Source organism: Humibacter antri, assembly GCF_054777235.1.
Window position 1 is genome coordinate 39,945 of record NZ_BAAHAW010000027.1, and the last position, 21,450, is coordinate 61,394.

Annotated in this window: 21 protein-coding genes and 1 tRNA gene; 13 read left to right on the forward strand and 9 right to left on the reverse strand. The window is 67.9% G+C overall.

Annotation, left to right across the window (positions count from 1 at the left end):
* Positions 1-54: 54 nt before the first annotated feature.
* Positions 55-1,038 (reverse strand): hypothetical protein, encoded by a 984-nt coding sequence (locus tag ACYVDK_RS12175; protein ID WP_460522059.1) that lies wholly within the window; start codon positions 1,036-1,038, stop codon positions 55-57.
* 593 nt (positions 1,039-1,631) lie between these two features.
* Between ACYVDK_RS12175 and ACYVDK_RS12180 the strand changes: the two genes are divergently transcribed.
* From ACYVDK_RS12180 to ACYVDK_RS12190, 3 genes are read left to right on the forward strand one after another with little or no spacing between them, the layout of a single operon-like run.
* Positions 1,632-2,078 carry an FAS1-like dehydratase domain-containing protein gene (locus tag ACYVDK_RS12180; protein ID WP_460522061.1) on the forward strand — a complete coding sequence of 149 codons (447 nt, stop codon included), beginning with the start codon at positions 1,632-1,634 and terminating at the stop codon, positions 2,076-2,078.
* Positions 2,078-2,509 carry a MaoC family dehydratase gene (locus tag ACYVDK_RS12185; protein ID WP_460522063.1) on the forward strand — a complete coding sequence of 144 codons (432 nt, stop codon included), beginning with the start codon at positions 2,078-2,080 and terminating at the stop codon, positions 2,507-2,509. Before ACYVDK_RS12180 ends, ACYVDK_RS12185 begins: the two co-directional genes overlap by 1 nt.
* On the forward strand, positions 2,506-3,702 hold the full coding sequence (locus ACYVDK_RS12190; protein ID WP_460522065.1) for a UDP-N-acetylmuramate dehydrogenase: 1,197 nt from the start codon (positions 2,506-2,508) through the stop codon (positions 3,700-3,702). Before ACYVDK_RS12185 ends, ACYVDK_RS12190 begins: the two co-directional genes overlap by 4 nt.
* A 90-nt stretch (positions 3,703-3,792) precedes the next feature.
* On the opposite strand, the gene ACYVDK_RS12195 is transcribed toward ACYVDK_RS12190, so the two are convergent.
* The 3 genes from ACYVDK_RS12195 to ACYVDK_RS12205 form a co-directional block, all read right to left on the reverse strand.
* Positions 3,793-4,890 carry a methyltransferase domain-containing protein gene (locus ACYVDK_RS12195; protein WP_460522067.1) on the reverse strand — a complete coding sequence of 366 codons (1,098 nt, stop codon included), beginning with the start codon at positions 4,888-4,890 and terminating at the stop codon, positions 3,793-3,795.
* Between the two features lie 220 nt (positions 4,891-5,110).
* The gene (locus tag ACYVDK_RS12200; RefSeq protein ID WP_460522069.1) at positions 5,111-6,112 is read right to left on the reverse strand and encodes an FAD-dependent monooxygenase; all 1,002 of its coding nucleotides are present in this window, start codon (positions 6,110-6,112) and stop codon (positions 5,111-5,113) included.
* A gap of 2 nt (positions 6,113-6,114) precedes the next feature.
* On the reverse strand, positions 6,115-6,315 hold the full coding sequence (locus ACYVDK_RS12205; protein ID WP_460522071.1) for an FAD-dependent monooxygenase: 201 nt from the start codon (positions 6,313-6,315) through the stop codon (positions 6,115-6,117).
* A 261-nt stretch (positions 6,316-6,576) separates the two neighbouring features.
* On the opposite strand from ACYVDK_RS12205, the gene ACYVDK_RS12210 reads away from it, so the two are divergent.
* The gene (locus ACYVDK_RS12210; protein WP_460522073.1) at positions 6,577-7,035 is read left to right on the forward strand and encodes a Clp protease N-terminal domain-containing protein; all 459 of its coding nucleotides are present in this window, start codon (positions 6,577-6,579) and stop codon (positions 7,033-7,035) included.
* A 129-nt stretch (positions 7,036-7,164) separates the two neighbouring features.
* Here the strand turns inward: ACYVDK_RS12210 and ACYVDK_RS12215 are convergent, their stop codons facing one another.
* Positions 7,165-7,761 carry a TetR/AcrR family transcriptional regulator gene (locus ACYVDK_RS12215; protein ID WP_460522076.1) on the reverse strand — a complete coding sequence of 199 codons (597 nt, stop codon included), beginning with the start codon at positions 7,759-7,761 and terminating at the stop codon, positions 7,165-7,167.
* A gap of 114 nt (positions 7,762-7,875) precedes the next feature.
* Between ACYVDK_RS12215 and ACYVDK_RS12220 the strand changes: the two genes are divergently transcribed.
* Positions 7,876-8,895 (forward strand): aldo-keto reductase family protein, encoded by a 1,020-nt coding sequence (locus tag ACYVDK_RS12220; RefSeq protein WP_460522078.1) that lies wholly within the window; start codon positions 7,876-7,878, stop codon positions 8,893-8,895.
* A 16-nt stretch (positions 8,896-8,911) separates the two neighbouring features.
* On the opposite strand, the gene ACYVDK_RS12225 is transcribed toward ACYVDK_RS12220, so the two are convergent.
* Together ACYVDK_RS12225 and ACYVDK_RS12230 are read right to left on the reverse strand one after the other, a co-directional pair.
* Complete coding sequence (locus ACYVDK_RS12225) at positions 8,912-9,655, reverse strand: hypothetical protein (protein WP_460522079.1); 744 nt, start codon at positions 9,653-9,655, stop codon at positions 8,912-8,914.
* A gap of 17 nt (positions 9,656-9,672) precedes the next feature.
* The gene (locus ACYVDK_RS12230; RefSeq protein ID WP_460522081.1) at positions 9,673-11,238 is read right to left on the reverse strand and encodes a PspC domain-containing protein; all 1,566 of its coding nucleotides are present in this window, start codon (positions 11,236-11,238) and stop codon (positions 9,673-9,675) included.
* 114 nt (positions 11,239-11,352) lie between these two features.
* Here ACYVDK_RS12230 and ACYVDK_RS12235 point away from each other — a divergent pair, with 114 nt between their 5' ends.
* Both ACYVDK_RS12235 and ACYVDK_RS12240 read left to right on the forward strand, forming a co-directional pair.
* Complete coding sequence (locus ACYVDK_RS12235; RefSeq protein WP_460522083.1) at positions 11,353-12,603, forward strand: PspC domain-containing protein; 1,251 nt, start codon at positions 11,353-11,355, stop codon at positions 12,601-12,603.
* Positions 12,600-13,280, forward strand: coding sequence for a transcriptional regulator (locus tag ACYVDK_RS12240; RefSeq protein ID WP_460522085.1), 681 nt, complete (start codon positions 12,600-12,602; stop codon positions 13,278-13,280). The genes ACYVDK_RS12235 and ACYVDK_RS12240 overlap by 4 nt, the downstream gene beginning before the upstream one ends.
* 66 nt (positions 13,281-13,346) lie before the next feature.
* Here ACYVDK_RS12240 and ACYVDK_RS12245 read toward each other — a convergent pair whose 3' ends face one another.
* Together ACYVDK_RS12245 and ACYVDK_RS12250 are read right to left on the reverse strand one after the other, a co-directional pair.
* Complete coding sequence (locus ACYVDK_RS12245) at positions 13,347-15,650, reverse strand: exo-alpha-sialidase (RefSeq protein ID WP_460522087.1); 2,304 nt, start codon at positions 15,648-15,650, stop codon at positions 13,347-13,349.
* Between the two features lie 324 nt (positions 15,651-15,974).
* Positions 15,975-16,928, reverse strand: coding sequence for an Ig domain-containing protein (locus ACYVDK_RS12250; protein ID WP_460522117.1), 954 nt, complete (start codon positions 16,926-16,928; stop codon positions 15,975-15,977).
* 141 nt (positions 16,929-17,069) lie between these two features.
* Here ACYVDK_RS12250 and ACYVDK_RS12255 point away from each other — a divergent pair, with 141 nt between their 5' ends.
* From ACYVDK_RS12255 to rplA, 6 genes are all read left to right on the forward strand, one after another.
* Complete coding sequence (locus tag ACYVDK_RS12255) at positions 17,070-18,170, forward strand: right-handed parallel beta-helix repeat-containing protein (RefSeq protein ID WP_460522089.1); 1,101 nt, start codon at positions 17,070-17,072, stop codon at positions 18,168-18,170.
* A gap of 171 nt (positions 18,171-18,341) precedes the next feature.
* Positions 18,342-18,414 (forward strand) — tRNA-Trp (locus ACYVDK_RS12260).
* Between the two features lie 39 nt (positions 18,415-18,453).
* Positions 18,454-18,729, forward strand: a complete 276-nt coding sequence (gene secE, locus ACYVDK_RS12265; RefSeq protein ID WP_460522091.1) for a preprotein translocase subunit SecE — start codon at positions 18,454-18,456, stop codon at positions 18,727-18,729.
* A 93-nt stretch (positions 18,730-18,822) separates the two neighbouring features.
* Positions 18,823-19,818 carry a transcription termination/antitermination protein NusG gene (gene nusG / locus ACYVDK_RS12270; protein ID WP_460522093.1) on the forward strand — a complete coding sequence of 332 codons (996 nt, stop codon included), beginning with the start codon at positions 18,823-18,825 and terminating at the stop codon, positions 19,816-19,818.
* Positions 19,819-20,226: 408 nt separating this feature from the next.
* Positions 20,227-20,655 (forward strand): 50S ribosomal protein L11, encoded by a 429-nt coding sequence (gene rplK / locus ACYVDK_RS12275; RefSeq protein ID WP_460522095.1) that lies wholly within the window; start codon positions 20,227-20,229, stop codon positions 20,653-20,655.
* Between the two features lie 18 nt (positions 20,656-20,673).
* The gene (rplA, locus tag ACYVDK_RS12280; protein WP_460522097.1) at positions 20,674-21,363 is read left to right on the forward strand and encodes a 50S ribosomal protein L1; all 690 of its coding nucleotides are present in this window, start codon (positions 20,674-20,676) and stop codon (positions 21,361-21,363) included.
* Positions 21,364-21,450: the final 87 nt, after the last annotated feature.

Below are 21,450 nucleotides of genomic sequence, written 5' to 3' on the forward strand. Positions count from 1 at the left end.
CGCCCGCGCAGCATCGTCAGGATGCCGTGCAAGGGCATGGCGGAGCGGACCCGCTCAGTCAGGGGTCGAGTCGGTCTCGTAGGTAGGCGTCGAGGGAAGTCGATCGTCGCCGGAAGTCGCAGAAGTCATGCCGACGCCGACGACGGAAAGCGTGAACTCGTGCACGGCGTTGAAGGCAGAGCCGCCTCCCGAGCCGCCGCCGGAGGTCGTGCCGTTGCCCGTCGCGGAGCCTCCGGGCGGAGTTCCGGGAGCGGAAGGATCGCCGCCAGGAGCGGCCGGCACAGAACTCCCGCCGGCTGAAGCGGAAAGGCCGGCCTGCTGCGTCGCGAACGATGCCGTGAATGCCGGCGGGACGTTCCCCGACGAAGTCGCGGAGGCACCCGCCGAGGCGGCAGGAAGTGCGGCGATCGGCGTTGCCGCGGAGTCCGACTGGGAGGCGGTGGGCGACCCTTCGGATGCCGCAGGCGGAACCCCTTTGCCCGAGCCGGGCGCCGGTGGCCCGAAGACCGAACCGGTGACGGTGCCCACGTCGCCCACCGCGCCGTCCACCGTCCCCGTCACGGCTGCCGTGGCACCGGTGAGCGAGCCGAGCGTGGAACTCAGCGTCGGCCCGACCACCGGCACGGAGCCGACCACCTGGTCGACCGCGCTGGTGACGGGAGCGAGGGTCTGCGTCACGGAGACGGACTGCGTCACCGTGGTGACGGCATCCGTCACGGGCTGCACGACCTGCTGCAGCGGGGCAGGTAGAGCCTGCGTCACGGGGTTCACGACACTCGAGACGGTCGAGGTCACCGCGCTGACGGTGCTGGAGACCGGTGCGGTCACCGCGCCGAGCACGGAGCCGACAGTGCCCAGCAGGCCGGACCCGGAGCTCGTGGAGGCCGCTGGGGTCGATGGCGGAGTTCCCGGCTCGTCCGCCGAGGCGGAGTGCGAGCCGAACGCGAGCGCGAGCAGCACAAGGCCGGCGGCCACGCCCAGCCCGCACAACAGCAGGCGGAGCAGTCGCGCAGGCGTTCGCGCCTCGACAGTCTCCACGGTCCATCCCCGAATCTAGAACCTTGTCTAAGAATGTACGCGAGCTGGGAGCAGGTAGACAGCCTTCGTACTGCCCCTAATAGGGGGGCAGGGATGCGCGCATCGGACGGGCGACGTCGGCGAACAGGAGCCCGATCGACTCACTCGGATGTCGGGGGTTCCGGGTAGCGTCGAACTCGAAGCGGAAGAATCGCGAAACACAACATCTAGTGGAATGACAATCGTGTGATTCACGTTATATAGTGGTGAACACCGCGGGGGGAAATACCGAGCGGCCGGGTGGCGAACCCGGGAAGACATTCTTCAGGGGAGGTCATCATGGACTACGAAAACGACACAGTCGGCGGCTATGCAGTGCCCGTCGACCCGATGGATCTTCTGCAGTGCGACAGCTGCCAGTAGGCAGCTGCTCTGACAACAACAGGCACTGACAGAGACAACTGACAGAGAAGGACCCCGGCCCAAGAGTCGGGGTCCTTCTTCTTTGTCTTCGGGCTTGTCTGTCGGCGAGCTTCTCTGTGCTCGGGGTGGCCTCGGCGTGTGCACGGGGCCGGGCGCGGGGGCCCGTGACAGGCATCCGTACAATGAACTGCGTGCCAGTGAACCCCGCCCTTCAGGGTCGTGCCTACCCGCCGACCGAGCCGTATCTCGTCGGAAGGGAGAAGGTGCGGGAGTTCGCGCGAGCGGTGTTCGCCACGAACCCGATCAACCTCGATCCCGCTGCGGCCAGGGCAGCCGGGCATGACGATGTCGTGGCGCCGCCGACGTTCCCGATCGTGGTGCAGGAGCGCACGCTGGCGCAGCTCCTCGGCGACCCGAACGCCGGCATCGACTTCGGCCGAGTGGTTCACGGCGACCAGCGCTTCGAGTACTCGCGCCCGATCGTGGCGGGGGACGAACTGACCGCCCGCCTCACCGTCACCGAGGTGAAGACGCTCGGCGGCAACTCGATGGTGACGGCCGCGACCGCGATCAGCGACGCATCCGGACAGCATGTCGTCACAGCGACGTCCACCCTCGTCGTGAGGGGAGAGGGCTGATGGCTGCCACGACCCCCGACCTGAGTGCTCTCGCCGTCGGTGACGAGGTGGCGCATGCCGAGCACCTCATCACGCGGGACTCCCTCGTGCGCTATGCCGGGGCATCCGGAGACTTCAATCCCATCCACTACCGCGACGATGTCGCCGAGTTCGTCGGCCTCCCCGGCGTGCTCGCACACGGCATGCTCACCATGGGCATCGCAGTCCAGACGGTTGCGGACTGGGCGGGCGACCCATCGCGGATCGTCGACTACCAGGTGCGCTTCACCCGGCCGGTGGTCGTCGACCCCAACGACGGCGCCACGCTGACCGTGTCGGCGAAGGTGGCGGTGGTCGAGGCGGAGAACCGCCGGGCGCGCATCGATGTCATCGCTACGGTCGAGGGCCGGACCGTGCTCGGCAAGGCCCAGGCGTGGGTCTCGTTCGCGTGAGCGAAACCGTTCCCACCTTCGCCGAGCTGACCACCATACGCGTGGGCGGTCCCGCTCAGCACCTGGCGGTCGCCGCGACGGAGGCCGAACTCATCGCCTTGGCGGCGGATGCCTACGCCTCCGGCGAGCCCGTGCTGCTGCTCGGCGGCGGTTCGAACACCGTGGTGGCCGACGAGGGATTCGACGGCACGGTCGTCCGGGTCGCCACGACCGGAGTACAGCGCGTGCAGGCCGGCGATGGCGGCGGCGGGCATCCGGATGCCGTTCGCCTGCGCGTACAGGCCGGCGAGAGCTGGGACGCGCTCGTGGCGCTCGCGGTGCGCAACAGGTGGGCGGGAATCGAGGCGCTCTCGGGCATCCCTGGCAGTGTCGGGGCGGCGCCGGTGCAGAACATCGGCGCGTACGGGCAGGAGCTGTCGTCGGTGCTCATCGCTGTCGACTTTCTGGATGCGGTCACCGGCGACGTGCGCCGCCTGGCTGCGGCGGACCTCGAGCTCGGTTACCGCACGTCCGTGCTCAAGCGCGGGCTCGAGGGCGTCGTGATCGCGGTGGAGCTCGAGCTGCTGCAGAGGCCGGACGTCGGCGCGGCACTGGGCGAGCCGATCGCCTACGGGCAGCTCGCGAACGCTCTCGCTGTCGAGGTCGGCTCGCGGGTGTCGCTGGGTGAGCTGCGCCGCACGGTGCTCTCACTGCGGGCATCGAAGGGCATGGTGCTCGACCCGCACGATCCCGACTCCGTGAGTGCCGGCTCGTTCTTCACGAACCCGATCGTCTCCGCGCGGTTCGCGCGCACCCTGCCGACGGATGCCCCGCGCTGGCCGCTCGCGCCGGAGGAACCCGACCTCGTTGCTGCGCTCGACGGCTCGACGGCGGACGAGAGCACGACGGTCGGGTTGCTGGCCGAAGCGGCGGCAGACCGCGAGCGGCACCGGGCCCGCTCCGAGTCGGCAGACGGCCCCGGCGTGAAGCTCAGCGCCGCATGGCTCATCGAGCACGCCGGGATCGCGCGAGGATTCGCGCTGCCCGGATCGGGGGCCGCTATCTCGAGCAAACACACCCTGGCGATCACGAACCGGGGCGAGGCATCCGCGCTCGAGATCGCGCAGCTCGCGTCTTTCGTGCAGGGCCGGGTGCAGGCGGAGTTCGGCGTGCTGCTGCACCCGGAGCCGGTGCTGGTCGGTCTCGACCTCTGAGGACAAGATCCACGAAGGCAGACACGTAAAGGCCGAGAAGTGCGCAGCGGACGGATCGGCGTTCTCCTGGCTCGTTGTCGTCGTGCTCGCTCATTGCTCGCCCGGCATGTTCCCGCCAGGCGTGGCCGAGACGATGCGGGCGGCTTGGCCGGCCACGGTGACATCGAGTTGTCGGAGCGTCTTCCACCGGGGGGCTCGGGCGAATGATGCAGCCTGTGCGGGATTCAGGATCGCGACGGCGACCCCGTTGGGCTTCAAGGCGATGCGCCACTGGTCGATGTAGGGGGCGATGTCGGCGATGGGTTGCTGGCGCCCCCACGGCGGATTCGTGATGATTCGATCCGCCGTCGACGTGAACTGCGACAGGTCCCTAGCGTCGCCGGTATGCCATTGGACATCCGATCGACCGGATGCGTTCGCTCGGGCAGCATGTAGCGCACTCTGGTCGCGGTCGATCCCGATGTAGCGGGCGCCGCTTTCGATCTGGGAGGCTTCCAACAACAGAGTTCCGGCACCGGTGAAAGGGTCGAGTACGACATCGCCAGGTTGGATGTCGGCGATCTGAGCAAGCGCAGCCGCGACCGGTGGGTGAAGGCTCCCGGGAACGGTACTCGCTCTCCAGTCGCGACGGTGAAGAGGGACAGCGAATGGTCGGATGCCGAGGATGGCTCGCGTGCCGTCCAAGACGACACGCAGATCCGCCCGCCGAGCAGGGGGCACCACCGTGCCGTCCCCTCGCGATACGTAGTTCCCCTTCGTTACGCGCTGAACGAGCTCTCCCACCGTGTCCTCGACTGCATAGCGCGAGAAGTTCCGCCTTCCCACGAACGAGCCGCTGACGGCGAAGGGCTCACGCGGACGTATCGGCACCGGAAGCTGCATCGCAGCGTTCAGTCGGGCCGAGAGCGTGTCGAGCCCGTCCCGACGTCGTCCCGGGTCGGGAACGTCCGCTGCGATGAGGAACAGATCGTCGACGAGGCGGGGCGGTCGAGCGATGACCTGCGCCGTGCGAAGAGCGACGATGAGCTGACGACGTGACAGCTCGAGCACCTGATGCCCGGCAGTCCGCAGCTCTTCGGCGGCGAGTTCTTCGATCCCACCGGTGGTGCGTATGAGCGCCCGAACCCGCTCACGCCGACACAGTGCGCGCGACAAGGCCTCCTCGGCGCCGAAGCGCACAGAGGGCATAGCGATTCCTCCCGACAGCGGTCGAGAACGGACAACGCGTCCATCCCCGCATCGCTAGCAGCGGGCAGAGCCACACTCGGCTAGCGGATCGCTAGCCGAGTCGGAAGAACATGCACATGCAACCGAGTATCTCAGCACTCCACTCGAACGAGCGAAACAACTGCCCAGGGGAGGGTGCGCGGATGGGCGCGCGAGCGGTCACGTCCCCCGTTCTCGCCCTTCAGGGCATCGCCGGTGCACCCTCGATGAGTCGCGCGAGGGCGCGGGAAGCGGTGCGATCACTCAGAACGGGTGCCAGCACCGTGCGCAGCTCTGCGGCATGCTCGTCCACTCGAGCCAGAGATGCCTGTAACCGGGTGTGGGCCGGGGTGCGGTCGCAGGCGAGGCGCCGGGACGCGTCGTACTGGTCGAGATCGGACAGGGGTGCCGAACCGGCGATCGTCGAGGCGAGTCGGGGTGCGAGGTCGAGGGCGTCCAACAGGCCCGCGTTGATGGCGGAGCCTCCGGCGTTGAAGATGTGTGCGGCGTCACCGGCCAGCAGCACGCGGCCCTTGCGGTACGCGTCGGCCTGGCGGCTGTTGCCGACTGTGGCGCGTAGCGCGGTCGCTGCCGTGAATGGCAGTTCGGTGCCGAGTACGCGGGTGATGCTCGCGGACAGATCGGCAGCGGACAGCGTGTCGTCGGAGCGGGCTTCGCCGAGTGGTTCCTGGGTCGCGACGATGTAGAGGTCCCCCGGTGCCTCCCGGTCGAGTGCTGCTGCGGGAGTGATCGAGAAGCCGCCGCCGGGTGCACGATTGGGTCCGAATGTGGCGAACCGACCGATGCCGGATAGTTCGAGTTCGTCACCGACACGTGCGACGGCGTCATCGGGGATGGTCACGCGGGCGATGCGTGCGATCCGGTCGCTGGTGAACCCCGGAAAGCCGATGCGGGCCTGATGACGCACAGTGCTGCGGGCGCCGTCGCATCCGACAAGGAACGCCGTGACTGCCGGTTCATCACCGTCGGGTGTGTGCAGGCGCACAGTGACCATGTCGTCGGCCGGCTCGAAGGCGCTCACCTCGTGGCCACGCAGGATGCGCACGCCGCGGGCCGTTGCACGCTCCTGGAGCAGCTGTTCCAGGCGACGCTGTGGAATGGAGAGGACGTGGAGCGGATTGCCCGGGCCGAGCCCGAGTCGCAGGCGGAGAGCGCCGAAAGGGAAGTGCGGTGGGCGGACCACCTTCAGATCCGTGCCCTCCAGTACGCCGAGCCGGCGCAAGTGCACGGCCGCGTGCCCGACAATCCCGTTTCCTTTGGGTGTGCCGTCGGGGCGAGTCGCCGGTCTACGACGGCGACGTCGACATCGCTCGCCGCGAGTTCCGCGGCGAGCATCAGCCCGGTGGGGCCGGCGCCGGCGACCAGAACATCTGCAGAGATTGACATGCTCGTCAGTTTCAATTGACATCCGCCACTTGTCAAGTCAGACTGACATTATGGATGTGGGAGACATCGGCGCACGGTTGCAGACGGCCGACCCGGCAAGTGGCCTACGTGCCGTCGGGGCGCTTCATCGCCTGGCGGAACGCGTGGAGGCACTGCACGTCGCCGAGGCGCGGAAAGCGGGTTGGTCATGGGAGCAGATCGGTGACGCTCTCGGGGTGACACGGCAATCAGTCCACGCGAAGTACGGAAAGCAGGGGACAAATGTTTGAGCGGTTCGCGCAGGCCACTCGGGTCGCAGTCGACGATGCCAAGTTCGAGGCGGCACGGCGGGGTGATCGCCGCATCGGCACCGACCACCTGCTGATCGGGGTATTGCACGATGACACCGTCGCGATCGCCATCGGCACCGATGCCCACGCTGCACGCCGAGCCGCCGCCGAACTCGACCGGCGTGCCCTGGCCGCGATCGGCGTGGAACTAGGCGATGCCGAACCCGGTGTGCGGGCTGCACTCGGCAAGCACACACCGTTCACCGCCGGAGCCAAGCAAGTGCTCGCGCAGACCGTGCAAAACGCGGCAACCGAGAAGGCGCGAACCCTCACGACCCGCCACCTGGCACTCGCGCTGATCGAGCGAGCTGCCCCTGACCCGGCTACCGCACTACTGGATGCGCTCGGCGTGCACCGCGCAGAAGCCCGTCAACGTCTGGCGGTGACTTGATCGCCTGTTGCCCACTGGGGATCGGCTTGCGTACGGGGATGATGCGCCCGGAGTGTTGCAAAGCACCGGCTCTCCGAGTGCTGAGGACCGATCGTGTTCCGCTGCTCGTGCCGGACGAGCATACAGGCGTCAGAATGACGGCCGAGAGGTCAGGATCAGCCCATCCAGCAGCACCCCCATCATCCGCGCCGAGCGATCGTCCGGGTCCCCGGGATGGCTATCGGCGAGGCGGCTGAGGGCGCCGATGAGGTCTTCGGCGCGGACATCTCCGCGAATGGTGCCATCGGCGACGCCGGCGTCGAGGATGCTCTGCACCTTGGGGGCGAGCACGCCGTTGAATTGCGCCGGCAGAGGCTGATATGCCGGCTCCCCCGAATGCAGCGCACTCGCGAAGCCGCGTTTGGTCGCGACGAAGCGCGCGAGGCTCTCCGCCCACAGCCGCAGCGCCTCTGCAGGCGGATGCTCCATGGCCAGGCGGTCGGCCTCTGCCGCGGTGGCGTCGAGCTCGCGACGGAACACGGCGATGATCAGGTCCGAGCGCTGCGGGTAGTTGCGGTAGATCGTCCCGACCCCGACACCCGCGCGAGCTGCGATATCGCGCATGGGGGCATCGACCCCGGACGCGGCGAAGGCGGCCTTGGCCGCGTCGAGCACGGCCTCCGTATTGCGCACCGCATCCGCACGCTTGCGGCGGGGTACCGCCGTGGGGGTCTCCTGGGAACTCATCGGCATCCTTGCAGGGTAAACGGAACAATGTTCCGTATACTTACGGAAGAGTGTTCCGCTTATACCAGCGTACGCGCTCGACATCGAGAACCATCCGATCCTGGAGGAAAACCCATGCGTTACCGTCCGCTTGGCCGTACCGGCATCCATGTCTCGCCCCTCGCGCTCGGCGCGATGATGTTCAGCTCGTTCGGCAACAGCGATCAGAATGAGGTGGATCGAATGGTGGCGCGCGCCCTCGACGCCGGAATCAACGTCGTCGACACCGCCGATGCCTATGGGGACTCCGAGGAGATGCTCGGTCGTGCCCTGAAGGGACGACGAGACGATGTCGTGCTCGCTTCGAAGTTCTCCCGTCCGATCGACGATGACCCGAACCATCGCGGCGCTTCGCGTCGGTGGGTGATGACGGCGGTCGAGAACTCGCTACGCCGACTGCAGACCGATCACCTGGATCTGTACCAGCTGCACCGGCCCGACCCGCAGACCGACATCGAGGAGACCCTGTCGGCGCTCACAGACCTTGTGCGCAGCGGCAAAGTGCGCACGATCGGTTCCTCGGACATGCCTGCATCCGAGATCGTCGAGGCGCAGTGGGTCGCCGAGCGGCACGGGCTCGAGCGACTCCGCGTGGAGCAGCCGCACTACTCGCTGCTCGACCGCACCATCGAGCGCGAGGTGCTGCCCGTCGCGCAGCGCTACGGAATGGGGACCATGATCTGGAGCCCGCTCGCGAGCGGCATGCTCACCGGTCGCGTTCGCCGCGGGCAGGAGACCGATCTGCGCCGCACGCGAATGTTCGCGGCTCTGCGCGACGAGCGCCGCATCGACGCTGTCGAGGCCTTCATCCCGCTTGCCGCGGAGGCCGGGATCTCACTCACCCATATGGCGCTCGCATTCGTGATCGCCCACCCCGGGGTGACCTCTGCGCTCATCGGCCCGCGCACGATGGAGCAGCTCGACGATCTGCTCGGAGCGGTGCACATCGAGCTGTCGGACGAGTTGCTGGACCGGATCGACGCGATCGTCCCGCCCGGCACCGGGGTCGGTCGGATGGACCAGGAGTACGCCACCCCGCCGATCCTCTCCTCAGCCGGGCGGCGGAGGCCGACGGCGGAACGCTCGGCAGCGTAGGAGCCAGGAGAGGCCACTACCCGCGATCGAGCGCCTGCGCCCGTCGCTGGGCGCTGCGGATCGCCGACGTGACCGCGATGAGCAGCACCGCGACGCCGAGCGCCACGACGCCGATGACCGCCCAAGCGGCAGGAGTGAGGGATGCCTGCCACGCGTCGAACGCGGACCTCGCGTCGGGCGACGCGGAGACCGCGATCACCGCGGCGGCGAACGCCGCGACCAGCACGCCCCACACGATCGCCCCGACACGCACCCGAGGTCGCGCGGGAGGGGTGGGGCTCCAGGGCGCCGACCCGGATGGGGTTCGGGGCGAAGTTCCATCGGGGCCAGTCGTCGCAGTCGCCCCGTATGAGGCGGCAGAAACACCAGGGGCGAACGGGGCTGACGCCGTGGAGTCGTACGCGGTGATCCGAGTCGTGCTCGGTTCCGAGTCGATCGCCTCGGTCGGCCCCGTGATCGCCTCGGTCGGCCAGGTGCTCGCCTCGGTCGGCCAGGTGCTCGAGTCGGTCCGGCCGATGTCTGGTTCAGTACGGCCGGTGTCTGTCAGGGTTTGGTCCGTACCGGGTTCAGAACGGCCGGTGCTCGTCTCGATGGGGCCCGCGCTCGCCGCGTCGGCCGCGGATGTGATGACTTCGGTGGGGCCCGTGCCTTCGACCTCGATCGGTCCTGTGGCGTCGCCGCTCCTGGTCGAGCCCGCGGATTCGGTGCTCTCCGTCATGTCGGCATCAGCGCCCTCGTGTGCGTCGTCGTGCTGTGGCATCGCCGTCTCCTCGTTCATCACTGGGCCGCCGGGTAGTAGTTGAGGTTCACGTCGCCGGCGATCTGGTCGATCTGCACCTCGATCGTCGGGGTCGAGTGCCCGAACACGTAGGTGTGCGTCAGTCCCGAACCGCTCGTCGGGGCGACCTCGTGCGTGTCGCCCTGGTCGTCGAACCCGGTGGCGTACACCGAGCTTCCCGCCGTGTGCTGCACGACAACGACTCGGGCGCTGACGCCCTGCTGCAGCTGAACGGCGACATCGCCCGCACCCTGCACGATGTCCGCTTTGCGGGTGCCCGTCCGGTCGTAGTTCAACTCGAGAGAGCCGACCGGCTGGTAGATCGAGACGTGCTGGGCGTTCCAGTACGCGGCCCGCGGCAGCAGCATCAACTCGTGCCCACGGGGCGGCAATGCCGCACCGAACGTCGCGAGAACCAGCACGATCGACACGAACGTCAAGAAGCCGCTGCGGCGGCGCAGGATGCCGGCCGTCACGATGGCCAGTCCGATCACGCCGGTCGCGACGGCCAGTGCGATCGCAAGGGCATCGTCGGAGGCGACGCCGAGGAGTGCGATCGCGGCCGCGATTCCACCAGCAACGAGTGCGACGCCCAGGGCGATGAAGACGTATGCGGCGCTCGTGCGCGGGTTGGCCGCCCGGCGACGCCTGCGGGCCTGATCCGCCTCGGCGGCGAGCGCCCGCGATTGCGCGCGCAACTCGGCCGAGCGCTGCTGGCGGATGACCCTCGCGTCGTCGCGCTGCGCCGTCCGGGCGGCGTAGTTCGCCTTCCACGCGTCTTGCCGGGCACGCCAGTCGGCGAGGTCGTCCGGCCCACCGGCCGTGGAGGCTGAGGCTGCGCCCGCCGCTGCCGAATGCGTGGCGTTCGGGGCGTGCGCCGGGTACGTGGTGGGCTCTGGCGTGGTTGTCGATGCCGGGGCGGCGCCGAAGGAAGCCGAATGCGTGGCGTCGCCACCGGCATCCGTCGGTGAGGTCGAAGCGGAGCCGGGAGGGGAGTAGACGGGATGGGAAGACGAAGTGGCAGGTTGCACGCGGCCGCTGCGTGCCGCCCAGACGATCACCCCGACGATGAGCGCTATCACCAGCACGGTCCACAGCACCCGGCCGACCGACGAGAACCAGCTCAGGCCGCCCCAGAACTGGGCGCCGGCCCACCAGAACCCCTGCGCGAACGGCAGGAACGAGAACAGTGCGATGACGATGATCGCGATGATCGGCGGATCGAAGTGTCCCTTGATCAGACGCTGCAGATGGATGTCACCCTGCGCATCCGGCAGCATCAGCCACGCCGCCGCATAGAGAAGGAACGCGGGACCGCCGAGCACCGCCACCACCACGGCGATGCCGCGCACGATGATCGGATCGATCCCGAGCCGCGCGGCGACTCCTCCGCAGACGCCGCCGATCCACCCGTTCTGCCGCACGATTCCGAGGGAATGGAGCCAGCCGAAGAACCGATCGCCCCCGCTCCCACCGTGCGGCCCGGATTGCGGTGCGTGAGCGGCGCCGTACGAGGAAGCTCCGCCGGCTGCGTGGTCGTCGTGCTGACTGTGGGGTTCAGGCATGCTCCGATCGTGCCCGAGCCACCGGCCACTGCGCGATGGGTGATGCCCCTGATCCATCCCTGAGATCCGAACCCTGGGACGGCACCGGACTGGGCCGGATGGTTGGATGCCAGTATGTCCACTCCCTCCCGCGGAGCCGCGTTGCGGCCGCCGCTGTTCCGGCCGCGCGAGTGCGCGCTGGGCGGAGTGTGTGTCGCTGTCGCCCGGCATCTCGGATGGAGCGTGCCGGCGACCAGATGGCTTGCCGTCGGACTTGCGCTGTGCGGCGGCGCAGGCATCCTGCTGTATGTGTGGCTGTGGGCGCTGACGCCGCTGGAACCGGCCGAGGCGGGCGCGCATGGCCTCGTGCATCGCCGCGTCTCGGTGCCGTGGGCGCTGTTCGCGATCGCCGCAGCGCTGACCATTCTCATGTTCGGGCTCGGGGGCTCGTTCCGTGCCGGACTCACGAATCCCACGGTGTTGTTCCCGGTGATCGCCGGGTTGATCGCGTGCGGCGTGGGCGCGGTGGTCTGGGACCAGCTCGTAGACGCTGCGGCTCCCCGCAACGAGGCCGCGGCCCGCTGGCTGCGTACCGTGACCGGCGTCCTGTTGCTGGCTGCCGGCATCCTCGGCATGCTCGTATGGGGCGGCGCCGCGCCGGGTTGGGCGTGGATGCTCTTCCTGGCGGCAGTGCTCTCCGGCGTCGCCGTTCTCGCCGGGGCGTGGGCGCTGCGGTTGTGGCGGGAGTTGATCGCCGAGCGCACCAAGCGGGTGCGCGAGGAGGAGCGTGCGGACATGGCGGCGCACCTGCACGACTCCGTGCTGCAGACTCTGGCGCTCATCCAGACCAGGGCCGGCGCCTCCAGCGAGGTGGCCCGGCTGGCGCGCGCCCAGGAGCGCGAGCTGCGGGAGTGGCTGTACTCAGGCGAGCGGCGGGGCGACAGCGACCTCGTCTCCGACCTGCGCGACACCGCGGCGGCGCTCGAACTCGACTACCCGGTGCGTTTCGACGTGGTGGCGGTCGGCGCGACCGTCGAACGCTCCAGCGGCGAGGTCGCCGCAGCGTCACGAGAGGCGATGCTCAACGCTGCACGGCACGCCGGCGGCGACGTCAGCGTGTACGTCGAGGGCACATCGCATTCGGTGGACGTCTTCGTGCGCGACCGAGGTCCGGGGTTCGCTCTCGGCGATGTGCCCGCCGACCGCATGGGTGTTCGGGAGTCGATCGTGGGCAGGATGCGCAGGGCAGGCGGGCAGGCATCCGTGCGCCGCGGCGCGGGAGGTCAGGATGGGTCTGCGCAGGGAACAGAGGTGCTCATCCATCTCGAGCACGGGGCCGAGCACAGCGCTGAACAGGGCGCGGAGTCCCGAGAGGAGCAGCCGTGACGGAGACAGGCGACCTGTCGCGGAAGCCGGAGATCACCGTCGTGATCGTCGACGACCACTCGATCTTCCGCTCGGGACTGCGTGCCGACCTGGGCGAAGGCATCCGTGTCGTCGGTGAGGCGGACGGCGTGGATTCCGCCGTCGAGACGGTCGCCGCGCTACGGCCCGACGTCGTGCTGCTCGACGTGCACCTGCCCGGCGGTGAAGGGGGCGGAGGCGCCGAGGTGGCACGCCGCACCGCTCCGCGCGTGCCGGCCACGCGGTTCCTTGCACTGAGCGTGTCGGACTCCGCCGAAGACGTGGTCGCCGTCATCCGTGCCGGAGCCCGCGGGTACATCACGAAGGGCAGTTCCGGTGCCGAGGTGACGCGCGCCGTTCAGGCAGTAGCCGGCGGCGATGCGGTCTTCTCGCCGCGGCTGGCGGGCTTCGTGCTGGATGCCTTCGGCACGGCATCCGGAGAGCAGGCGGAGAGCGTCGACGAGCTCGACCGTCTCACAGCCAGGGAACGCGAGGTGATGCGGCTGATCGCCCGCGGATACGCGTACAAGGAGGTCGCCGGAGAGCTGTTCATCTCGGTGAAGACGGTGGAGACACACGTGTCGGCCGTTCTGCGCAAGCTGCAGCTCTCCTCGCGTCACGAGCTGACCGCCTGGGCCCTTGCCCGGCGCCTGCTGTGATGTCGGCGGGGCGGCGCGCCCGCACGGTTCGGCTGCGCCGCCCCGCCATGTGGATGCCGAGCGCTCCTACCGCTGGACTCGAGCCCGCAAACGTGTCACGACGGTGAGGGCGATGCCGATGGCCAGCGCCAGGGCTGCCAGTGACAGCGGCAGGGCGAGGTCGAGGCCGGTGCTGGCGAGCTGAGACCCACTCGAGGGCGCCGAACCGGAGCCAGGCGCGAGGGCGGTGCTGCCATTCAGTGCGATCGCGTTCAGAGATGAACTCGCGTGCACCGCCATGGAGCCGTTCTGTGCGGTGAAGCTCACGGTGGCAGCCGGAATTCCGGAGCGCAGGTCATCCGCACTCAGTGCCCGCTTCGACGTGCACGTCGTGACGGCGCCTGCGTCGAGCGTGGTCTGCCCGCAGGTGACCGCGGTCGTCGGTGCCGTTGCGGCGGATCGCTGTGTTCCTTGGCCGGCGGCCAGGCCGGTGATCCGCACATTGCCGGAGTTGGTGACGGTGAACGTGGTCGTGAGCGCATCGCCGATCGCAGCGGTGCCGCTGCCTGCGCCCACGGTGCGGGTACCGGTGACGGAGATCGCCGGCTTGCGCACGAGGAGGTCGACCTCGGCCCCGGTGAACGACTGGGTGACCAGGGTCGCATCCCCCGCCTGAGCGGTTGCGCCGCTGGTCCACGTGGTCTGCGGAACGAAGTAGCCGTCGGCGAGTTCGTCGGCGGTGACTGCGTGCCGGGGAGTCGAGCAGATATAGCTCGCGCCCGGCTGGAAGCTGCTCGGGCTGCCCCAGCGGCAGTTGCCTGCCGGCGCGGACTGACCGACGGGAGTCGCGGCGAACGGGTCGAAGTCTCCCTTCGTGGGCACGACCGCCTCCGGCCTGTTCCCGGCGTTGTACACCTTGAACTGGTACGGAACGGCCTCTCCTACGGCGTACGGGTCAGTGGCGAGGTCACGGCTGCCGTCGGTGCGTTCTCCGTACACGTCGACGCCGTACACGCTGGTCGTTGCGCCGCCGGTGACGGTGGCGGTGAATGAACCGCGCGATCGGCCGTCGGATGCGATCAGCACTGCGTCCATCGAGCGTGCACCGGCGGTGGCGCTCGGGGCTGCCGTGATCGGAATCGAGACGGTCGCCGTGCCGCCGGCAGGAATCGTGGGAACGGTCACGGTTCCCGCCGACCAGCCGACGGGCGTGTCGACAGTGGCGGTCGCGCCGCTGAGTGCGGTCGTCTGCTGATTGGTGACCGTGACGCCGACGTTCGCGGTCGCACCGTTGGCGAGCGAAACGGATGCCGCGGCCAGAGGCGCGCAGACGGCATCCAGCCATGCCGTGTCGAACTTCGCGAAAGTGATCTTCGAGCCGTTCTCGTAGAGCAGACCGACGGTGCCGTCCGCGAGCGCCGTGAGCGTGGAGTACGCCATGGCGCCACCGTTGAAGACACGGAGGCCGGGCCAGGTCTTCCCGTCGTCGCACGACAGACGCACCGCTCCGTTCGAGCGCGAACTCTGGCTGTCGGAGTTCGAGAAGAGAAGCATCTTGGCCTGAGCGGAGCCTTCGGCGGCATCCGGGTAGAGCCGAGATATCGACGCGTTCACATTCGGGTCGGGCAGGTCGGTGTCCACGCCGACCGGGCCCCACGTGACCCCGCCGTCGGTGGAGATCGCCGTCTTGCGGTACTTCGTGCCGTCACTCGCCCGGGAGTTCATCATCAGATCTCCGTTGGAGAGCTCGACGACCTTGTTCTCGTCCATGCCACTGCCGGCAGGGGTCCCCGCGTGCCAGGTCGTGCCATGGTCGTCGCTGTACACGCTGACGGCTTGAGCCACCGGGTTGGGATCGCCGATCTGAGCGATGGCCATGACGACGAGACGGCCGGCGTGCGGACCGTACTTCAGTTGGATGCCCTCACCGGAGGTGACGAAGGTGCCCTTCCAGTTCGCCTGCTTGACCGAGGAGGTGATGTGCCGGCTGGTCCACGTGACGCCCTCGTCATACGACGTGCTCACGTTCAGGCTGAGCACGTTCCGGTCGTTGTCGTCGGACCCGTAGGCGCTGCCTGCGTAACCCTGATCCTTGCCATAGACGTGAAAGTTGAACACGATCGGCTTGCCGTTGTTGCTCGCCTTGGCCGCCGCCGAGGAGTCGACGACGTAGCTGGAGTCGCTGTACGAGGTGGTCGGAGCGGTGGTCCGACCCTGCTCGATGACGGTCTGCGGTCCCCAGGTCTTGCCGTCGTCGTCGCTCGCGCGCTGCAGAATCGAGTTCGGGTTCGGGGCGTCGCCGCCGTTGGGTCGCCCGTCGTACGACGCCAGAAGCCGGCCGCCTCCGAGGTCTGCCAGGGCCGGGATGCGGTAGTACGGGAAGCCGCCCACGCCTGGTACGGCAAGGTCTTGCTCCGTGTAGCTCCCAGGAGGCGCGGTCGGCGATGGGAATGGATCTACCAGCGCCTGCGCGGGTAGCGCTCCGCAGAGAGTGAGTCCGAGCGTTCCCGCACAGATGAGAGCTGCGATACGCAGGGAACGGGAATGGAGGGGACGCGGCACTGCGCTTCCTTTCACGACGACACTGACGTCATCCCATAGGTGGGACGTAGGACATCTGACAAGATAGGGGCTCAGGGGGCCATCGTCAAGGCGGCGAAGATGAGAGTGTGATCGATGCCACGGGCCTCCGAAGCTCGAACAGCTCGATACGCTTCAGCCCGCTCGCCGGCCACGCCTCCGCAGGGCCAGGAGCAGCCCGCCGGCCAGGAGCGTGACGAGGGCGAGGGCAGCCGGCAAGGCCAGGTCGGACCCCGTTCCCGCCAGTTCGTGCGCCTTGCCGACTGGGTCGTTCGTGCTCGTGCCGGCCGTCGGGTCTGGACTCGGGGATGGCGGCGCGTGGCTGCCCGAGCCGTTCGCCGCAACCTGCAGACGCAGGGAGCGCGTCGCACTCACCGCAGGTTGCGACGAGTCCGTCGCTGTGAGGGCGACGTCGAATATTCCCTCCGCCGTCGGAGTGCCGGTGATGGTGCCGGACCGGGCATCCTGACTCAGGCCCTGCGGAAGGCCCGTGGCTGTGAAGGTGTACGGAAGCGAACCGTTCACCGCCCCCACGTCGGCGCGATACTCGGCGCCTTCGGTTGCAGTCGGGAGCGAGTCTGTGATGACGGAGAGCGGCTGTCCCTCGACGCTGAGGCCATCCGTCCCCGTGAACGTCACATCAACCGTTGCCGCGCCTGCAGCCGAGAACAAGACGAGATTCCACTGCGCCCGTTGCGCGCCGGCCGGTACGTGCCAGGTCAGGCTCGCCGTCCCACCGGAGCCGGTGGCGATCGACCGACCCCGGCAGAACGCGACGGTGTTGGTCGGAACGAAGGTCGAGCTGTAGAGCGCACCGACGACAGGGGCGCCGGTAGAGCTGAGGTCTGCGCGGACTATCGCGTCCCCACCGGTCGCCGTCACCCCGATCGACGTGAAGGCCGCCATGGCCCCGCTCGGATAGCAGCCCGAGTTCGGCAGCGGCTCGTTCACCGTCGCAGAGCCAGCGATTGCGACATGCACCGACGTCGAGGCATCCGCGTGTGCCCTCGTGTGCGGCACGACGGTGAGGATGGCGATCAGCGCGAGACCGCCCAGCGTTCCGAGCACTCGGCCGAGGCGCAGTTCCATGTGGCCCACTTCCGTAGTCGAACCAATGACGGTCAAGCGCCGTGTCATCCGACTGGGAGATGTCCAACATCGGATGACCGGAGCCTTGCGAAGTGTTATCGTACGACAACTTGAACCGGATCGTGCGTCGAAGGAGTCGTCATGAACACCGTGCCACGCGACAGAAGCAGGCTTCTCGACCGACGTAACGTGTTGATCGGTGCAGGCGCGGCCGGTTTGGGTCTCGCCGCCGGCATGACCATGTCGCCTGCGTTCGCAGCGACGCCCACCGCTTCGACGGCGCTCCCGGTACTGACTCCCGACGACGACTGGGGTCAGGTGCTGGCCGCCACGCCGCAGGTGCAACTCGTGCCGGGTGCCGCATACACACTGACGAAGACCGTCGCCCTTCCCGACAACACTTTCATCGAGGGCAACGGCGCCATCGTGACGGTTGCCGACGACTCGACGGGCGCTTTGTCTGCAGACCAGAAGATCGATGTGACCGTCCGGAACGTGACGTTCCAGGGTCGTACCGCCGATCCGCTCGGCACAGCCCCGTCTTTCGCGCACGTCGCCATCAGGCTCTCGAGGTGCACGGACTTCCGTGTTCTGGACTGCGACTTCAACTACTGGCTCGGTGCGGGCATCGTGGTCACCGGCTCAACGAGCGATGACTACTTCTCGTATCGAGGACACGTGACGGGCAACACGTTCCATCACTGCTACTTCGGCGTGTCGTTCGCCGATCGCGCCGAATACTCCGCCTTGAGCGGCAACGTGTTCACGCGCAATCGGCTGGCGATCTGGAACAGCTCGGGAAATCTGACGGCGACCGGCAACGTCGTGGTGGCGTGCTATGGCGCTTACTACTCGTTCGCAGCAACAAGTCCATATGGCTCCCAGGCCTCCGACAACTGGGCGCACGGCAACGTCGTCGGCAACACCTTCAATCACAGCAACGGAAGCGGCGGAGTGCGGTGGACCGGCAACGCAGGGTTCCCGATCGGAGGTTCGAACACCGATCCGGGCGCAGGCGTCGTGGTGAGTGGGGTCATTCCGCCGACCTTCAGCTCGAACACGCTCTGGTACACGAACGTGACGGCCAGGAATCACGCGGCCAACGCCTGGTTCCTCACCGGCTGCGCGTTGTCCGATCTCACCGTTTCGGCAACCGGTGCGAACCCGATCAAGATCGTCGGTTACCAGTGCAACGCCGGGCATGCGCCCACGCTGGCCGGCACGGTGCAGAGCGTTCTGTAGTGCAGTGCAAGCCCAGGAAGCGGAGTCTTCTGCTCGGGTCGGGCGCCCCCGGCCTCGCTTTGCGATACTGCGTACCGCTCGCCTACACTTGACCGAGGTTGTTGAAGTCAGCCAAGCTTTTCTGCGCCCATTTTCGAATTCGTCGGAAGCTGTCACGACTTCGGCACGCAAAGGGCGGTGGCTCAATTGGTAGAGCAGCGGTCTCCAAAACCGCAGGTTGCAGGTTCGAGTCCTGTCCGCCCTGCAAGTCGGTGCTCATGCGCCGGCCCACGAAAGGTATGAGGTGGCCCGAAAAGTCATCGACGAACCCAGCGAGGATGTCGTCGCGAACGCCAAGAAGGAGCGGGAAGCCAAGCGCAACCCCTTCTCTCGGATCGCACTGTTCATCCGGCAGGTCTTCGGCGAGCTGCGCAAGGTGGTCACACCGACGCGCGGAGAGCTGCTGAGCTACACGGGCGTCGTGCTGGTCTTCGTGATCATCATGATGGGCATCGTGTTCGGACTCGACCAGCTCTTCGGGTGGCTCGTGATTCTCGTCTTCGGCGGCTCCTCGCACTGACGGCCGACATGGCCGCTGGGCGGGACGGCCTGGATGAATCGGCGGCGCGGGCCGTGACCTGCGCAACAACAGGAATGGATTGGGAAGAGCGAAGTGTCTGAACGAGAGCGCGACGACGTCGATTGGGCGACGGCTGCTGAGCAGTCCGCCGAAGACGACGAGGCGCAGGAAGGCAACCAGCTGAAGTCCGCCGAGGATTCGTCGGATGCGGCCGAGCGGGAGGCGCTGCACGTGACGGGTGCCGACGGCAACGACATCGATCTGGATGCGGTGCTCGACGCGATCGCCGAGACCGCGGACCCCGAGGCCGACGCTCTGGTGGACGACGCGCTCGAGATCGACGACGCCGAAGAGGCCGAGGCTGCGTTCGAGGCGATCGAGGACGAGGAAGAGGTGGACGGCGTTGCCGGCGACGGCGAGGCCGAGGCCGGTGAGGCGTCCGACGACGACCCGGCCGAGGAGGCCGAGGTCGACCCCTACGACGAGTTCAAGCGCGAGCTGCGCTACCTGCCGGGCAAGTGGTACGTCATCCACTCCTACGCCGGCTTCGAGCGGCGCGTGAAGCAGAACCTGGCCAACCGCACGGCATCCATGGGCATGGAGGACTACATCTTCCAGACCGAGGTGCCGATGGAAGACGTGGTCGAGATCAAGAACGGCCAGCGCAAGATGGTCAACCGCGTGCGCATCCCGGGCTACGTGCTCGTGCGCATGGACCTGAACGAGGACAGCTGGTCCGTCGTGCGGCACACGCCGGGCGTCACGGGCTTCGTGGGCAATGCGCACAACCCGACGCCGTTGCGTTTCGATGAGGCTTTCAACATGCTGAAGTCGCTCGTGCAGGTGGAGCCGGTCGCCACCGGCAAGGCCGCCGCCGGCAAGGGCGCGAAGGCCGCCACGCGGGTCGCTCCGATCGAGGTCGACTTCGAGGTAGGCGAGACCATCACCATCAAGGAGGGCTCGTTCGCCGGCCTGCCGGGCTCCATCAGCGAGATCAAGCCGGAGAGCGGCAAGCTCACCGTGCTCGTCTCCCTGTTCGAGCGCGAGACGCCCGTCGAGCTCAGCTTCGACCAGGTCACCAAGCAGTGACGTGAGTCGGATCAATGCCGTGAAGCGGCGTTGATCCGACTCGGGTCAGGTCGAACAGGCCGCTGTGCGGCCGTGTCGAGACCTCGTGAAGTCATCAGGGTTTCGACAAGCTCAACCCGCGGTACGGCTGGACCGCTCGATCCGCGGTGTGGCTGGACGCCTCGATCCGCGGTGGGGCTGGACGCCTCGATCCGAGGTGGGGCTGGACGCCTCGATCCGAGGTGGGGCTGAACGCCTCGATCCGCGGTGGGGCTGAACGCCTCGACCCGCGGTGTGGCTGAGCACACGGTCTGCATCGAGTAAGATTGTGTGGTTTGCGCTGGCGCGCATTCGACACCACCACCCGGACAGTCCGGGTGCGTGGGAGAGCGGATGACTACAAGCATCCGTTCGTGGAAAGGACAATCAATGGCACCGAAAAAGAAGGTCACGGGTCTGATCAAGCTTCAGATCAAGGCCGGCGCCGCCAACCCCGCCCCGCCGATCGGCCCGGCGCTGGGTCAGCACGGCGTCAACATCATGGAGTTCTGCAAGGCGTACAACGCGGCGACCGAGTCGCAGCGCGGCAACGTCATCCCGGTGGAGATCACCGTCTACGAGGACCGCTCGTTCACGTTCATCCTCAAGACTCCGCCGGCCGCCGAGCTCATCAAGAAGGCCGCAGGCGTGGCCAAGGGCTCCGGCGTTCCGCACACCACCAAGGTGGGCAAGCTCACCGCGGCCCAGGTTCGTGAGATCGCCGAGCAGAAGCTCGCCGACCTGAACGCGAACGACCTGGATGCGGCATCCAAGATCATCGCCGGCACCGCCCGCTCCATGGGCATCACGGTCGAGTAGGAAAGGTAGGTCAGAACCATGGCACAGAAGTCCAAGGCCTACCGGGCCGCCGCCGCCAAGATCGAAGACGGCAAGTACTACACCCCCGACGAGGCCGTCGCGCTCGCACGCGAGACCGGTTCGGCGAAGTTCAACTCCACGGTCGAGGTCGCGCTGAAGCTCGGCGTCGACCCGCGCAAGGCGGATCAGATGGTGCGCGGCACCGTCATGCTGCCGCACGGCACGGGCAAGACCGCCCGTGTCATCGTGTTCGCGACCGGCCCCGCTGCCGAGTCGGCCATCGCGGCCGGCGCCGACGAGGTCGGCGGCGACGAACTCATCGAGCGTGTAGCAGGCGGCTGGACCGACTTCGACTCCGCTGTCTCGACCCCCGAACTGATGGGCAAGGTCGGTCGTCTCGGAAAGGTGCTCGGCCCACGCGGTCTCATGCCCAACCCGAAGACCGGAACCGTGACCCCCAACGTGGCGAAGGCCGTCGAGGAGATCAAGGGCGGAAAGATCGAGTTCCGCGTCGACAAGCACGCCAACGTGCACTTCGTCGTGGGCAAGGCCGGATTCACGCCCGAGCAGCTCTCCGACAACATCAAGGTCGCTCTCGAGGAGGTTGTGCGGCTCAAGCCGTCGGCCGCCAAGGGGCGCTACATCCAGAAGGGTGCGGTGTCGACCACGTTCGGCCCGGGCATCCCACTGGACGTGAACGCCATCTGAGCCACTGAGACTCGAATGAAGGGCCCCGCATCGCGCGGGGCCCTTCGTCGTGTGCGAAACCCTTGAGCGCCGACGCAAGCGTGGGTC

Excerpts from the sequence above, each read along its gene's own strand:
- ACYVDK_RS12185 (WP_460522063.1), top strand. The coding sequence starts at position 2,078 with ATGGCTGCCACGACCCCCGACCTGAGTGCTCTCGCCGTCGGTGACGAG.
- ACYVDK_RS12195 (WP_460522067.1), bottom strand. The coding sequence starts at position 4,890 with ATGCCCTCTGTGCGCTTCGGCGCCGAGGAGGCCTTGTCGCGCGCACTG.
- ACYVDK_RS12205 (WP_460522071.1), bottom strand. The coding sequence starts at position 6,315 with ATGTCAATCTCTGCAGATGTTCTGGTCGCCGGCGCCGGCCCCACCGGG.
- ACYVDK_RS12210 (WP_460522073.1), top strand. The coding sequence starts at position 6,577 with ATGTTTGAGCGGTTCGCGCAGGCCACTCGGGTCGCAGTCGACGATGCC.
- ACYVDK_RS12215 (WP_460522076.1), bottom strand. The coding sequence starts at position 7,761 with ATGAGTTCCCAGGAGACCCCCACGGCGGTACCCCGCCGCAAGCGTGCG.
- ACYVDK_RS12220 (WP_460522078.1), top strand. The coding sequence starts at position 7,876 with ATGCGTTACCGTCCGCTTGGCCGTACCGGCATCCATGTCTCGCCCCTC.
- ACYVDK_RS12225 (WP_460522079.1), bottom strand. The coding sequence starts at position 9,655 with ATGCCACAGCACGACGACGCACACGAGGGCGCTGATGCCGACATGACG.
- ACYVDK_RS12230 (WP_460522081.1), bottom strand. The coding sequence starts at position 11,238 with ATGCCTGAACCCCACAGTCAGCACGACGACCACGCAGCCGGCGGAGCT.
- ACYVDK_RS12235 (WP_460522083.1), top strand. The coding sequence starts at position 11,353 with ATGTCCACTCCCTCCCGCGGAGCCGCGTTGCGGCCGCCGCTGTTCCGG.
- ACYVDK_RS12250 (WP_460522117.1), bottom strand. The coding sequence starts at position 16,928 with ATGGAACTGCGCCTCGGCCGAGTGCTCGGAACGCTGGGCGGTCTCGCG.
- ACYVDK_RS12255 (WP_460522089.1), top strand. The coding sequence starts at position 17,070 with ATGAACACCGTGCCACGCGACAGAAGCAGGCTTCTCGACCGACGTAAC.
- rplK (WP_460522095.1), top strand. The coding sequence starts at position 20,227 with ATGGCACCGAAAAAGAAGGTCACGGGTCTGATCAAGCTTCAGATCAAG.
- rplA (WP_460522097.1), top strand. The coding sequence starts at position 20,674 with ATGGCACAGAAGTCCAAGGCCTACCGGGCCGCCGCCGCCAAGATCGAA.